The 12357-nt window shown below is 55.1% G+C and carries 12 protein-coding genes; 5 read left to right on the top strand and 7 right to left on the bottom strand.

From position 1 onward, the window contains the following. Position 1: 1 nt before the first annotated feature. Both H6G13_RS21200 and bchD read right to left on the bottom strand, forming a co-directional pair. Positions 2-1861, bottom strand: a complete 1860-nt coding sequence (locus H6G13_RS21200; RefSeq protein ID WP_190486535.1) for an adenylate/guanylate cyclase domain-containing protein — start codon at positions 1859-1861, stop codon at positions 2-4. A 124-nt stretch (positions 1862-1985) separates the two neighbouring features. Further along, complete coding sequence (bchD, locus tag H6G13_RS21195; protein WP_190486534.1) at positions 1986-4040, bottom strand: magnesium chelatase ATPase subunit D; 2055 nt, start codon at positions 4038-4040, stop codon at positions 1986-1988. 326 nt (positions 4041-4366) lie between these two features. Between bchD and H6G13_RS21190 the strand changes: the two genes are divergently transcribed. After that, a complete protein-coding gene (locus H6G13_RS21190) occupies positions 4367-4972 on the top strand; it encodes a hypothetical protein (protein WP_190486533.1) in 606 nt (201 codons plus the stop codon). A gap of 98 nt (positions 4973-5070) precedes the next feature. Here H6G13_RS21190 and H6G13_RS21185 read toward each other — a convergent pair whose 3' ends face one another. The 4 genes from H6G13_RS21185 to H6G13_RS21170 all read right to left on the bottom strand — a co-directional run bounded on the left by H6G13_RS21185 (position 5071) and on the right by H6G13_RS21170 (position 7506). After that, positions 5071-5418: a carbon dioxide-concentrating mechanism protein CcmK gene (locus tag H6G13_RS21185; protein WP_190486531.1), complete on the bottom strand. Its 348-nt coding sequence runs from the start codon at positions 5416-5418 to the stop codon at positions 5071-5073. A gap of 154 nt (positions 5419-5572) precedes the next feature. After that, complete coding sequence (locus H6G13_RS21180; RefSeq protein ID WP_190486529.1) at positions 5573-5884, bottom strand: BMC domain-containing protein; 312 nt, start codon at positions 5882-5884, stop codon at positions 5573-5575. A gap of 38 nt (positions 5885-5922) precedes the next feature. Next, entirely contained in the window at positions 5923-6510 is a 588-nt protein-coding gene (locus tag H6G13_RS21175; protein WP_190486528.1) for a hypothetical protein, read from the bottom strand. A gap of 60 nt (positions 6511-6570) precedes the next feature. Then, complete coding sequence (locus H6G13_RS21170; RefSeq protein ID WP_190486526.1) at positions 6571-7506, bottom strand: nucleoside hydrolase; 936 nt, start codon at positions 7504-7506, stop codon at positions 6571-6573. Between the two features lie 111 nt (positions 7507-7617). On the opposite strand from H6G13_RS21170, the gene H6G13_RS21165 reads away from it, so the two are divergent. Further along, complete coding sequence (locus tag H6G13_RS21165; RefSeq protein WP_347277510.1) at positions 7618-8652, top strand: S-layer homology domain-containing protein; 1035 nt, start codon at positions 7618-7620, stop codon at positions 8650-8652. 95 nt (positions 8653-8747) lie between these two features. On the opposite strand, the gene psaK is transcribed toward H6G13_RS21165, so the two are convergent. Then, on the bottom strand, positions 8748-9008 hold the full coding sequence (gene psaK, locus H6G13_RS21160; RefSeq protein WP_190486524.1) for a photosystem I reaction center subunit PsaK: 261 nt from the start codon (positions 9006-9008) through the stop codon (positions 8748-8750). Between the two features lie 339 nt (positions 9009-9347). On the opposite strand from psaK, the gene H6G13_RS21155 reads away from it, so the two are divergent. From H6G13_RS21155 to ftsZ, 3 genes are all read left to right on the top strand, one after another. After that, positions 9348-9776 carry a hypothetical protein gene (locus H6G13_RS21155; protein WP_190486522.1) on the top strand — a complete coding sequence of 143 codons (429 nt, stop codon included), beginning with the start codon at positions 9348-9350 and terminating at the stop codon, positions 9774-9776. Between the two features lie 58 nt (positions 9777-9834). Further along, positions 9835-10671: an FtsQ-type POTRA domain-containing protein gene (locus H6G13_RS21150; protein ID WP_190486521.1), complete on the top strand. Its 837-nt coding sequence runs from the start codon at positions 9835-9837 to the stop codon at positions 10669-10671. A 344-nt stretch (positions 10672-11015) separates the two neighbouring features. Further along, positions 11016-12230: a cell division protein FtsZ gene (gene ftsZ, locus H6G13_RS21145; RefSeq protein WP_190486999.1), complete on the top strand. Its 1215-nt coding sequence runs from the start codon at positions 11016-11018 to the stop codon at positions 12228-12230. Positions 12231-12357: the final 127 nt, after the last annotated feature.

The following is a 12357-nucleotide window of genomic DNA, read 5'->3' as shown; positions in this document are numbered from 1 at the left end:
GTTATCCTGCTCTCGGCAGGGAAAGCGCAGTTTGGATCTGATTAGGAGGGGGAGGCAGCGTGGCGCTGGGTGGAGCAACAGCCTCTGATTGACTACCCACTGCCGGGGGCTGGTTAGTGCCGCTGCAGGGTGGATCGGGAGGGTAGTAGGCTTTCATAGCGCGTGCGATCGCACCGGCTACCGCCACATTCTCTCCAGCATTATCTAGACAGTGAGACAGAATGGTCAGCTTGCTTTCCAGGTCAGCAAAGGTGGGGCAGTAGTCGAAGGTTTCCTGCAGCAGTTGATCTAGGGTCTGGCTCTTGAGCGCTGACCAGTCTTGACGGCTAAAGCTAAAAGGCCCGTGTAGGCAGGAGTGTAGCAGCACCTTAGCGCGCAGGGGGTTGGCATACCGCATAATTTCCTGCCGCAGGCCAAATAGATTACGACGGTCAAGCAGCCCCACTGGCATCACCGGGATAGGCCGTACCTCCCCAGCTGAGATAATCGGCACCGAGAGAGCCGTGTGCAGCGTGGTCATATCTTGAACTGCCGCCGGAAACTGCTCAATTGAGGTAACCTCGCTGTTCACCTCAACCGCTTCTCTATCTACCGGGGCCGATATCTGGGTCAACTCCGGCTCCGAAGCATACAGCCTTTGGAATTGTTCAATAATGGCGTTGGCTAGCCGGGTATATTCGGCTTTGCGGTTGAGCCGCTTAACAATTCGGCTCAGCTGATATTTTAAGTCCTGAGCTGTGGGGGAAACGGTATGGGTTTGCCGGACTAGCTGCTCAAGGCTGTAGTTTTCCAGAATGCTGCGATCGTTTTCCCAAATGTTGTGGCAAATGCAGTAGAGCAGCTTGCGCACCCGCAGAGCATCGGACAGGGTTTCCAGCGTCACGGCAATGGCTTCGTAGGGCTGGGGAGCAGATGGGGCCAGCCCCAGAGCTGTCACTTCACCCAGCATTTGGGTCAACTCCATGGTCTGGCGGTACCACGGTTCTATCTGCATCAAGACAGTAGCGGCCACCGCTTCGTAGAAGGCCCGACGGTTGAGGCCAGCCACAATCCGGTTTAGCTGAGCTTTCAGGGCTGCCAGCGTCGGATACCGCTGTCTCAATGTTTCTAGTAGGGCCTTTAGCTCAAACTGATCCAGCACCGCCGTGTCGTTTTCCCAAGCCTGCTGGCAGGCCGCAAAGATCAGCTTCTTAATGCGCGGGTAGTGGGTGTTGCTCTGGAGCCCGGCAATTGCTGTTGCCAGCGTTGCCTCCGGCGTCACCACTATTGGATGGGTAGCGTCCGTCAGGGAAGTATGCCCCTCAGCATCTTCATTTTCTGGCAGCGGGTCAACCTGATAGGCTGGCACCGGCTCTTGAATGTTCTTAAGCTTCAGCGGACCGAGGAAGGCAGCATTGAGCTGCAGCCGGGCTTTGACCACATCGTGAATCGTCTGAGAAATGCACAGGCCGCCTGGTTTGGCGTAGGTCTGGAGTCGCGCTGTAATGTTTACGCCATTGCCCATGACATCCGACTCATTTACCAGGATGTCTCCCAGGTGAATGCCGATGCGGTGCATTAACCCTGGAACACCAGTTTGGTCTTGATTGAGATCCGCCAGCCGCTGCTGAATCTCCAGGGCACAGGAGACGGCCTGAACGGCGCTGACAAAGTAGACCAGCAGGCCATCTCCGGTCGATTTCAATAGGGTGCCTTCAAAGGCTTCGCACAGTTCTCCAATTAGCTTTAGATCTCGGTCAATCAGCCGCAGCGTCGATTCCTCGTCAACCGACATGCGGGCACTAAAACCCACGGCATCGGTCATCATGATCGCCGCCAAAATGCGATGACGGGGGTTTGACGAAAGGACTCGGTTCTCCATGGGAGCGGGTTGAGAGGCCACTAGGTGCAGAGTTGGAAAAACATCCCCAGGGCTGCTTTCCGATATAAGGTTGCCCTTTTAACGACCTTAACTCGCCATAAAAGACTCCCAAAGCGGAAAACCTTTACCGGGCCTTCATATCTGCGATCGCACCCCGCGTCATCGCGGCAATCGTTTGATCGGTGGCCTTGGGCAATTGATAGTATTTTCCCCCTGCCGTTTTGGCCAGTTCTTTGCCAAAACCGGTCGAGACAAACTTGCGCTCGGTGTCGATAATCACCAGCTGGTAGCCCATTGCCCGAATGCGGCCAGCAATGTCTAGCAGCTCCCGCTTAATATCCGGCTTTTCGTCGGGTTCTAGCGGCTCGCCCAAGGAGCGGGCCAGCGGCACGTTACCCCGGCCATCGGTAATGGCCACAATAATTACATTGCCAATATCGCCCGACTGCTGAGCGTTGGTGCCTACGCGCACCGCTTGGGTCAATCCGTGGGCGAGCGGTGAGCCGCCGCCGCAGGGCAGACGCTCTAATCGACGACGGGCCATAGCAATGGAGCGCGTCGGCGGCAGCAGCACTTCGGCTTGCTCTCCTCGAAAGGGGATCAGCGAGACTTCATCCCGGCTTTGGTAAGCTTCGGTCAGCAGCTGCATCACCGCTCCTTTGGCAGACTGCATTCGGTTCAGCGCCATCGACCCGGAGGCATCGACCACAAAGATGATCAGCGAGCCAGCCTTGCGAGCCAGCCGCTTAGCCCGAATGTCGGCTTCTTCGACCACGACCTTGCGGTTGGGATAGCGCTCTCGGCGGGCTTTTTGGTAGGGGGCGGCGGCCCGCAGCGTTGCGTCTACAGCAATGCGCCGCACTGGGCCTTGGGGCAGTACCGGCTTGATGTAGCGGCCTCGATCTTCTGATATCACCAGGCTTTGGCTACCCGACTTGCCCTGACGGCTCATGGCCTGGGCAAACATCAGCATCGCCGGATCGAGAATGACGCCTTCTGGGTCAAAAATAAACTCCTCTGGTACTGAAGGGGGAGTCTCTTCCTGCTCCTCCTCCGGCTCGGGCTCGTCTTCTGAGTTGTCCTCGGGTTCCTCGGGCTCGTCCTGAGGTTCCTCAGACTCGTCCTGATTTTGGGGTGGCGGCGGTGGTGGGGGTGGCGGCGGTTCTTCTGAAGGGGGTTGTTGGGTCAGCGAGCGAGGGATAATCACCAGCTCTACTGCCGCTCGCAGATCTTCTGCTGTCACCGTTGCCCGCCCGTCGAGAGCGGCGTGGGCTTTGGCGACCCGCACAGCAAACAGCTCTGCCCGGTGCCCCTGGACGCCGCCTCGCAGCGCTTCTGTCACCAGGTACTGAACCTGCTCTCGGGTGATGCGAACATCCTTTAGCCACTCCCGCGCCAGGATGATCTGGGTCTTGAGGGCATCGAGTTCTTCGGCATACTCGGCTAGAAAAGCTTGGGGATCGCGAGTAAAGCGATTGACCTGCTCTACTACCTCGACTCGGTTTTCTAGGCTCAGCAGGGCGTCGGCGGAGAGTGCGATCGCAATCCTATCGAGCAAATGTTCTCGCAGCACCCCCTCTTCTGGGTTGTAGGTAGCAATTAGCAGCGGCTCGCAGGGATGCTGAAAGCTAATGCCTTCGCGCTCAATCTGGTTGCGTTTTTCCGAAAGCGTGCCCAGCAGCAGATTGGCGATCTGCTCATCTAGCAGGTTAATTTCGTCGATGTAGAGCACGCCCCGATTAGCTTCGGCCAGCAGCCCTGGCTGAAAAATAGTCTCCCCAGCTTTGATGGACTTAGCTACATCTACCGAGCCCAGCAGCCGATCCTCAGTGACTCCCAGTGGAATCTGCACAAAAGGAGCAGCAATCACCTGGGTGGGTAAGTCAGCTACGTCGCGCAGCTCTGCGCCCAATCGCTGTAGCGTTTCATCGTCCCACTGGCAGGGATCGGTGGGATCAGCATTACAACAGGAGCCTTTAATCACTTCAATGGGCGGCAAGAGCTGATGCAAGGCCCGCGCCATCACTGATTTGGCTGTTCCTCGGCGTCCGGCGATGACTACACCACCTAAGCCCGGATCCACAGCGGCCAGCAGCAGCGCCAGCTTAATCGCTTCCTGTTCAATCACCGCTGTCAAAGGAAAAACGGTGGTCAGAGAAGGGCTTGCAGCAACAGTCATGGGGCAGGTGTGTAACGTCCGATCTTCCAGGGTATCAGGAATTGGGTGGATGGGTGGGGCGGTGAGGGTGGGGCGGTAAAGGTGATGGGACGGGTGGGGCGATGGGGGAGACAAGGCTATTCTGTCTTCTGCCTTTAAAGAAAGGGATTTGATCTGGGAATTAAGCTGAAACAACAGCGGCAGAATTGGGCGGTGAAGCTGCAGAAGATCTTTTTGAAACCGTTGGCAGCCCTTTGAAATTGGGCATTCTAGCAGCAGAAAAAAAAGCTTGAGCAGATGGCCTAGGCTCTGTTCTTGCTGCAAATCCTTGATAAGAGAACTCTGCCGTGTACACAAGCGCTGCTGCTTCACATCGCCCTGGCTTTACTCCTGCCCACGCTATCTACTGCAAGTTCTTGATGGAGCGAGCGGCCTATATCCCTTGCCACGTTCGGGTGCCTGATATGCCTCAGCGGATCTCGGCCGTGGCCTTAGATGGCCGGTTTTACAGCTTTTTTCGCGCTATTCCTGAGGCTCAGCGGGCGATTGCGATCGCAACTCGCCTAGGCAAGCGCGACGACGAGATTGTTATGACGCTCACTCGGCGGGGCTACGGCATTTGGGTTAATGAGCCTCAAGCCCAGTATGCACCGCCAGCCAAAGACCCGCGCCACTCTCTCAAGCCTGCTTTTGGCCCTTCTCCCTGCTTAATCTTGAGCGACGCTAGTAGCTACACTCGCTGCAGCTTAAAGGTGCCCGATCTCAGCCAGGTTGTCGACGGGATTAGCCACAACGGTCGTTACTACAGCGTTTTTCGGCAGGTGACAGGGGCGGCAGAGGCGATTGCGATCGCAGCTAAGCTAGCGCAAAGCGGCGATGAAACCTTGATGGTGACTACCAGCGGAGGCCTGATTCTGGCTGTCCGCGAACTGAATGCAATCATCGCTAGCTAAGGGCGCTGTGCTCCTTTTAATTTGGCTAAAGGACCAAAAGCGCCCCATGGGGCGCTTTTGGTGCGTTTTGAAAAGTTAGAAAGAAAAGGTTGCTTAGCTTAACGAGGACCGCTGCCCGGTAAGATGGGCTGCTCTACGGCCTGACGATAAACCTCAACATCATCATTAAACTCAATCGGCAAAATGGCCACCACGTTTTCATGGGGGCGAGGAATGATAACCCAGGTTTCTAGAATGCCGCCTGGCGTGTTTTCAGCCGCTTCTACGCCTGCTGCCATAGCGGCTTTAACCTCCGACACATCCCCCCGAATGTTGACGCAAAACCGGGCGCTGCCGGCCCGCAAATAGCCGACGAGCGTAACCCGCCCTGCCTTTACCATCGCGTCAGCGGCGGCTAAAACTGGTGGAAACCCTCTCGTCTCAAGTGACCCGACTGCCTGTGGCATTGCCGATCTCCTCAGAAAATCCTGTCAGTTCAAAAAAATCCAACCTCAATTGTACGAGGCTTAGGCACCGAAAGAAGACAATCCCAGCGTTATTAGTGGCCTTCCCGCAATTCTTTAAGGTTCGTCAGACTTAGTAATGCTTTAGCAGTGCTGCTCAGACCCAAAAAGGCTCTGACTGTGGCGTGAACTCGATAGGCAGCACGGCTTCAATGTTCTCCTCAGGGTTGGGGATGATGATGTGGGTTGTGACCTCGGCTGCACCGGGACAGGCATCGGCGGCAGCTAGGCCCGCTTCCATAGCCCGTTTAACCTCGGCGACTAGGCCGCGCACCGCGACAAACTGGCGGCCACTCTCGGATCGGTCGTACTTCACTAAAGTGACGCGGGCCGCTTTCACCATTGCATCAGCTGCTGCTAGCACCGCTGGAAAGGTCTGCGTCTCAATCACACCTACAGCAATCGCCATAACTCAGTCTCCTGTACCTGGCCCCGTTCGATCCTCAACTATACCTTGATTCCGCTGGGCTGCGATGGGGCCGCAATGATCCGCTCACAGCCAGATTCAGGTCTGGCCCAATCGTTACGGCACTCCTTGGGATCGCCCCAGCAAAGGCTCAGGTAGAGTTCCGTCCGGGTCGCATCGATCTCGGCCCATTCTGCCTGGGAAATGAGCGTTTCTACGTGTTCTATGGTGGTTGGGCACGGCGGTGTTCCGGCTATCCACAGCCGCATGCCGACCATCGATTCTCGCCAGAAGCTGAGGACCGAGGTTTTGGCTGCTATCAAGGTGACTTTGTCTTGGGGAATAGCGGCTAGCTGGGGGTGCAGCTCGGGAAAGCGGATGGAGCGCTCGCGAAAGCGGCAGGTGTGCCAGACCAGACCCGACACCCCGTGCTCCTGCTGGTATTGGTGGATCTGGGCCCGGAAATCTTGAATGGCAAAGACTTTACTGAGCTTTTCCGGGCCTAGGGCCTTAGCGATAGCGGGATGATCAAGCCGCTGGCTGGAGGATAGCAGCACTCGCTCTCCTTTCCAGTTGGCCCGGAGTTCCTGGTCGAGAATTTCGAGGAGCTGTTCGGTGGTGTAGCTCATCCGCCAACCCGGTAAAGTGCCTTTATTCTATCAACCGGATTTTTCGGAGCCTGTTCGCCTTTATAGTTTTGCTAGCTGATTTATTAAGAGACCATAGAGTCCATCAGCATCTACCTGCTCAATCACCTGGGCGTTGGGCGGTTGGGCTGTGGATTGCCAGCAGTCAACGAGCGTTTGTCCCAAAGTCAGCGGACTGTTAACTTCAATATCAACTCTTAAAGCTCGCCCTGAGAAGAGATGGGGAGCGAGCAAATAAGCAATGACGCAAGGATCGTGGAGCGGTGCACCGGGGAGGCCATAGCGCTCGGCATCGGCTGTGCCGTAATAGGCCAATAAGTCAGCAGCGGCTGCACTCACGGGGGTATTGATAGCGCGAATCCGCTCTAATCGTTCCGGGGTTGTCAGCACCTGATGGGTCACATCCAGGCTGATCAGCGTTAGGTTTAGCCCCGCTTCAAACACGACCTGAGCGGCGTGGGGATCAACATAAATATTGAACTCGGCGGCTGGCGTGACGTTGCCCTGGGTGATTGCGCCGCCCATGACTACGATGCGCTCAATCTGATTTGCGATCGCAGGCTCCTGGATCAGCGCTACCGCAATATTGGTCAGTGGTCCTAGGGTAGCCAGGGTGATGGGCCGCTCGGTCTGAGTCAGCCGCTCCATTAGAAATGCCACGCCATGCTGTGACTGGAGCGACATGCTGGGGTTGGGAAAGGTCACGCCTTCTAACCCAGTGGTGCCGTGGACGTGCTCTGCCGTCAGCAGGGGCCGCAGCAGGGGCCGGGGGCATCCGGCAAAGATGGGAACCTCTGGGCGTCCGGCCAGTTCACAGATCTTGAGGGCATTTTGCTGGGTTAGCGACAGCGGCACGTTTCCAGCAACCGTGGTGATGCCTAGCAGGTTGAGGGCTTCTGGAGAGGCCAAGGCTAGAAGGAGTGCGATCGCATCGTCCACACCGGGATCACAGTCAATAATCAGAGGCAGGGCTGTCATGCCGGTCACCAAAGCAAAGGGTCTCTAGGGGCGGTTATCCCCAGTCTAGGGGCATCTACGCTAGCGTAGGATCGTAGGTAAATTCTTGCAGCGTTCTTGCGTTTAAGCCCTGTGACTCCTTCTCGCTCCCTTTTGACTGCCTGCCTGCTAGGTTTTAGCCTGTTCGTTACGAGCTGTGCTGGTAGCTCCCTGGGCAACTCCCTGGAGCGGTCTTTTGAGGCCGATCCCCAACTGGCTGATAACCCTCCCTTTGGCACTCAAACAGATAGCGGTAGCCCCAGTGCTGGAGACGAGGTAGGGATGGCGGCTACACCTGCTAGGGGTGTCGATAGCCCGACCGAACCCGGCCAGCCAGACTCTGCAGCAGAAGTTGATGCCCTTCCTGACAGTAGCGCTACCCCTGCAGCGCTGGCCGAAGTTCCTGAAGAACTGCGCCAGTACGTTACTGACTTATTAGCGCTGGGTTTGCTCAGCAAATCCCCTACCCCTGAAGGTGAAGCCCAGAGCGAGCAGGACTTTAGCCCCAATCAGGTGATCACGCGCAGCGACTATGCCTATTGGCTGTTAGCAGCCAACAATCGGTTCTATGCAGATCAGCCCGATAGAAGAATTCGAGCGGGCGTTGCCAGCGCCACTGCCGCCTTCAAAGACGTACCGACCTCCCACCCCGACTTTGCTGCGATTCAGGGTCTGGCCGAAGCCGGACTGATTCCCAGCGCCCTGACTGGCAACTCCACTGCGGTCAACTTTCGGCCTGAAGATGCCCTCACCCGCAAAGACTTGATTCTCTGGAAAGTGCCGCTTGATACCCGACAGGGCCTTCCAACCACGTCCGTAGAAGCTGTCACCGAAAGCTGGGGGTTTCAAGACACAGGCAAAATCGAGCCCTTGGCCTTGCGGGCAGTCGCGGCAGATTATCAGAACGGTGAGTTTTCCAACATCCGTCGCGCCTTTGGCTATACCACTTTGTTCCAGCCCGATAGAGGGGTAACCGAGGCTGAGGCTGCTGCCGTTCTCTGGCGATTTGGCTCTCAAACTGAAGGGGTTTCGGCGGCCCAGGTTCGTCAGGGTGATTCGGCCTCAGCAGCGGCAGCAAGTTCTGAACCCGCCCAACCTGCCCAACCTCTACCGTCCACGACTCGCTAATTTTCGCCTAGAAATCTCCAAAGTTAAAGGGGGAGTGCGGTGGCTAAAAGACCACTGCACTCCCCCTTTTGCCAATAGCAGGCTTTTTAGAGAGTCTAGAGAATACCCATGTTGCTCAGGCCCAAAATTGCGCCTGCGCCGATGAGATGCCCAAAGCTTGTAGTTGCCAGCAATGCCGGCAGGCTCAGCCCTCCAAAGAATTGAGGCGCGGGCAGTTGCGGCCCAACATTAGGGTACTTAATGGTGAGCCGGCCAATTACGATCGCCAAAATGTTGGCAATGATCATCACAGCTCCCACTTTGGGGCTCCAGGCAGATGTATCGGCAAATAGTGCCAGCACGGGGAAAAAGTTCAAAATACCGCCTCCTCAGAACAAAAATGAAGCAAAGGCAAAGCCCAATCCATTGAAGGGGAAGCCAGCACTTATAGGAACTGGTCCGCTCCCTTGAAGAGCCTTAGCCATACTTTATCCATGTCGCCCTAAAGCCCTGTTATCCTTTGTTGCAAGAATTTACAAACGCTTTATCGTGAAATTTAGTTCGCCTAACCTGTGACAAAAAAGGCATCCCCCCAAAGGCTGCCTTCCGCCTTTTTTCTCACTTCAGATCGGCTGCGATTGCTTAAACGCTAAGCCTTCTCAACCCTCTTCAGATCTGCAGATACAATCAATAGGCACCAATTGCAGGAGCAACATATGGAACGTGGGCTGCTCTGGCTGCCGCTGCTGGCCGTTTTTATCGGACTAGCCTGGGCAGGCCGGAATGAGTATCAAAAAGTTGAAGCGTACAAGGTCTGGGCGCAGCAGTTTGAGCGAGCAAAATATGATATTTTTGCCGTTCTAGGGCAGTCTGGTACGCGGCTAACCTGGGGCATTCCAACTCGCAAAGGCCCGGTTGACCTAAAGACCCTATCCCTATCGGAAGTCAGTCAGCTCACCCTAAAGGCTGATGGGCAGACCGTAGATCCGGAACACCCGCCTGAAAAGGCCCGTCGCAGTGCCCTTGTGTTGACCCTGAGGGATAATGTCTCTCAAGAAATTCCTTTCACCGATCTCTCTTTGACTATTCAGTGGTTGAATTATTTGCGCCGAGAGGTGCAAGCGCTACAATCGGCATCAAACTAATTTATGACTAGCCCCTCAAGGCAGTGAGAATGGTCTTTCTCAACGTAATTCAGCAGCTATGACCCATGTCTCCTCTGTTTCTCCCAATGAGCTGAGAGAACGTAGACAATCCCTCCGGCGGCAGCGACGAATCCACCTACTACAAGGCTCGTGGCAGATCTTGGCAATGACTGGCCTGACTGCTGGCCTTTTTTGGGGGGCAACCCGGCCGATCTGGCTGATCAAAAGTGCTGATCAAATTGAAGTGAAAGGTAATCACTTGCTCTCAGATCAGGCCATTCAGTCACTGATCCCCATCGAATATCCAAAACCGCTGCTCAAGGTTGAGCCTGCAACTCTAGCTCAGCAGCTCCAGTCCAGAGCACCTATTACTCAAGCTACCGTTACCCGCCAGCTTTTCCCTCCCCAACTGCAGGTGCAGGTGCAGGAGCGGGTTCCCGTAGCGGTTGCCCTACCCCCGGCAGATGCCTCTAGAGGTGAGGGGAGTTACATTCAAGTCGGTCTATTGGACGCAGATGGTGTCTGGATGCCGCAGTCCAGCTTTACGTTTCAGGGAGAAGTTCTCTCGCTTCCTGAGCTAAAAGTCCGGGGCATGCAGGAGCAGTATCGACCTTACTGGCCTGAAATCTACCAGGCAGTAATTCAGAGCCCTATTACTATTTCGGAATTAGACTGGCAAGACCCGGCCAATCTTATTCTGCACACCGACCTAGGGATGGTTCACGTCGGTTCCTTTCCAGATCGTTTTAAGGAGAAACTGTCTACTCTAGACCAAATGCGGGATCTAACTAAACAGTTTGACCGCAAGCAACTTGCTTTTATCGATTTGAGCAATCCAGATCTGCCCTCAATTCAGGTACTGCAAGCTACCCGAACTGGAGTCAGCGCTCCCTAGCTAAAGAAACGCTGAAAAATAGCCTTATTTCTTAAAATCTAGCTTCTACTGGATATTTTCCAGAGTTAGACTGTCTTTCACAGACAAAAGGTTCCGCCTTTGCTGGCTTACACTTTAATGCTGAGAGATTTTCTGAAATTATTCAGTGGTTTGGTTTTTCAACCGAAGTACTCTATAGTTGTCTAAAATCGGCCTGAGCTTGGCAAGTTGGAGCTAAGTTGTATCTTCTTTAACCCCCGGTGTCTATGTCCGACGTATCCATGCCACCCGATGGCCAATTAAACAGCTTTTACAATCACGATTTTCCAGTCAATCAGCCAGATGGTTTTCCGTCGGCAGACCCTATGACTAACTCTGTTTCTCATTCCAACCCTTTTACCCACTCAGGGTTTGCCCATAATCAATCCAGCGATGCCAGAGTCATGTCAGCAGAAATGGCTAACAATGGAGACATCTTTCCCAGCAGTATTGCCAGAATCAAGGTAATTGGGGTTGGTGGGGGTGGCTGCAACGCTGTCAACCGCATGATCAGTAGCGGCTTGTCGGGCATTGAGTTTTGGTCAGTTAACACAGACGCTCAAGCACTCCACATTGCTACAACCAATAATTCCCTACAAATTGGGCAGAAGCTGACCCGAGGGCTTGGGGCAGGTGGCAACCCGGCGATTGGCCAAAAAGCTGCTGAAGAATCCCGAGATGAGCTGGCTCAGGCCTTAGAGGCGTCGGATCTGGTCTTTATCACGGCTGGCATGGGCGGTGGTACTGGAACTGGGGCTGCTCCTATTGTGGCCGAGGTCGCTAAGGAAGTGGGGGCTCTGACTGTAGGGGTGGTAACTCGCCCCTTTACGTTTGAAGGTCGTCGTCGAATGGCCCAAGCGGAGGAGGGTATTGCAGCTCTGCAGGGGCGGGTTGATACGTTAATCATCATCCCTAACGACAAACTCTTGTCGGTTATCTCCGAGCAGACTCCAGTGCAAGAAGCTTTTCGAGTGGCTGATGATATTCTGCGCCAGGGGGTTCAGGGCATCTCTGACATCATTACAATTCCTGGCCTGGTCAATGTTGACTTTGCCGATGTACGGGCAGTCATGGCTGATGCTGGCACAGCGTTGATGGGAATTGGCGTTGGCTCTGGCAAGTCTAGAGCTCGGGAAGCGGCCATTGCGGCGATCTCTTCTCCCCTCCTTGAAGCTTCGATTGATGGCGCTTCTGGAGCCGTCTTTAATGTCACTGGCGGTAGCGACCTGACTCTGCATGAGGTCAATGCAGCGGCTGAAATTATCTATGAAGCAGTCGATCCCAACGCTAATATCATCTTTGGTGCTGTCATTGATGATCGGATGCAGGGAGAGGTGCGGATCACGGTGATTGCGACTGGGTTTAATACTCAGGCTGCTGTCCAGGTAGAGACTGAGGCCTCTCGGGTAACGCCTTTTAAGCGAACCTTTAGTACGCCACCTCCTGCTGCTTCTCAACCGAGCGGAAATGCTGCTACTACTGGGCCAGGTGGACTGGATATTCCGGAGTTTCTACAGCGTCGCCGCCCTAACAATCGCTAGGATCGCGCACGGTTGCGATCGCACCTCCAACCCTAACAGGTTGGCTCTGTAGGTGCTCCATAGCTTGCTTTGGTCGAGATCTGATCTCGGCTTAGTTTATGGTGGAAACGTTTCACCCTGCTGCTAT

The organism is Pseudanabaena sp. FACHB-2040, from assembly GCF_014696715.1.
Taxonomy (GTDB): Bacteria; Cyanobacteriota; Cyanobacteriia; order Phormidesmidales; family Phormidesmidaceae; genus JACVSF01.
The sequence above is the reverse complement of the archived record's forward strand: the minus strand, read 5'-3'. Positions and strand labels throughout refer to the sequence as shown.

Excerpts from the sequence above, each read along its gene's own strand:
- ftsZ (WP_190486999.1), top strand. The coding sequence starts at position 11,016 with ATGACTAACTCTGTTTCTCATTCCAACCCTTTTACCCACTCAGGGTTT.
- bchD (WP_190486534.1), bottom strand. The coding sequence starts at position 4,040 with ATGACTGTTGCTGCAAGCCCTTCTCTGACCACCGTTTTTCCTTTGACA.
- H6G13_RS21200 (WP_190486535.1), bottom strand. The coding sequence starts at position 1,861 with ATGGAGAACCGAGTCCTTTCGTCAAACCCCCGTCATCGCATTTTGGCG.
- H6G13_RS21155 (WP_190486522.1), top strand. The coding sequence starts at position 9,348 with ATGGAACGTGGGCTGCTCTGGCTGCCGCTGCTGGCCGTTTTTATCGGA.
- H6G13_RS21175 (WP_190486528.1), bottom strand. The coding sequence starts at position 6,510 with ATGAGCTACACCACCGAACAGCTCCTCGAAATTCTCGACCAGGAACTC.
- H6G13_RS21150 (WP_190486521.1), top strand. The coding sequence starts at position 9,835 with ATGACCCATGTCTCCTCTGTTTCTCCCAATGAGCTGAGAGAACGTAGA.
- H6G13_RS21185 (WP_190486531.1), bottom strand. The coding sequence starts at position 5,418 with ATGCCACAGGCAGTCGGGTCACTTGAGACGAGAGGGTTTCCACCAGTT.
- H6G13_RS21170 (WP_190486526.1), bottom strand. The coding sequence starts at position 7,506 with ATGACAGCCCTGCCTCTGATTATTGACTGTGATCCCGGTGTGGACGAT.
- H6G13_RS21180 (WP_190486529.1), bottom strand. The coding sequence starts at position 5,884 with ATGGCGATTGCTGTAGGTGTGATTGAGACGCAGACCTTTCCAGCGGTG.